The organism is Vibrio sp. 1159 (assembly GCF_033340395.1).
Classification (GTDB): domain Bacteria; phylum Pseudomonadota; class Gammaproteobacteria; order Enterobacterales; family Vibrionaceae; genus Vibrio; species Vibrio alginolyticus.
Genome location: NZ_JAWOWL010000138.1, coordinates 1 through 1,208 on the forward strand (window position 1 = coordinate 1; position 1,208 = coordinate 1,208).

Sequence of the window (1,208 nt, forward strand, 5' to 3'; positions counted from 1 at the left end):
TACTATAGCCAATCGGAAATGCTAACGCGGCAGCGGCATTGTTGGTCACCAATTCAGTCAGCACCAAGGTCATGATGTATGTGGCCACCAGCGCACCAAATACGCCCCAGCCGTTAAACGCTTCGATAAACATCTCGCCCATCCTGACGGACAAGCCAGATGAAATCATCAGCTGCGCAATAGAGAGCGCAGAGCCCACAATCACCACAATATCAATGGGAAAACGGCGGCGAAGCTCAGAGATTTGCACTATGCCAAACGCAATGAGTGCAATGATGTATACCGCGAGCCCTTTAATGATCGGCACAAGTTCTAGTAGTGCACAGGCGATAACCGCAGCAAAACCAATCAACACAATCGTCGATTTATTGGAGTCCAAACGTGCGCTGGAATCTAAGTCGTGCACTAACACAAATTCTTTACGGTGCGCTCGACGCTCAGACTCGAAACGCTTGCCCGGCACCAACACTAAAGTATCGCCCGGAGCTAAGGTAATACTGCCCAATCCACCTTCTAGACGCTCATGTCCACGACGAATGGCGACAACAACCGCATCAAAACGATCGCGGAAGCGGCTTTCTTTCAAGGTCTTATGGCAGAAGGTTGCAGATGAGCTGACCACCACTTCAATAAAGTTTTGACCATTCAAATGCTGTTGCCCAAATAGCGTCAGCCCCGGAATTTCTTGCAAGGTCGCCACACTTTCGACATCGCCACAAAACAGCAGGCGATCTTTCGCTTTCAGCACGAAGTCGGGGGCAACTGACGATACCGTCACGCCATCACGAACCACCTCTGCAAGAAACAACTTACGCAGCGCACGCAGATTGTTTTCACTGATGGTACGGCCAACCAAAGGTGAACCTGGTTCAACACGAGATTCAAGGAAATACGGTAAGTCTTCTTGGTTTTGGTCATCGTAACTTGGCAGCAAATAGCTCAGCGGAATAAGAATTAAAAGACCACCAGCTAAGACAGCCAAGCCAATCATCGTCGGAGTAAAAAAGCTTAGACTCGGTAGCCCTGCATCTTCCACAAAGCTATTAATAATAAGGTTGGTCGAAGTACCAATAAGCGTTAATGTGCCGCCAAATATCGCCGCGTAAGAAAGTGGAATCAGTAGCTTAGAAGGCGCGTGCTGTTGATTGCGTTTAATCGCACCAATCAAAGACACAACAACGGCCGTATTGTTGGTAAAGGAAGACAGT

At 48.6% G+C, this 1,208-nt stretch carries 1 protein-coding gene; it reads right to left on the reverse strand.

Annotation, left to right across the window (positions count from 1 at the left end; genetic code table 11):
- Positions 1 to 1,208: SLC13 family permease (locus tag R7127_RS26490; protein ID WP_318148712.1), on the reverse strand; the 1,208-nt coding region annotated here is incomplete at both ends.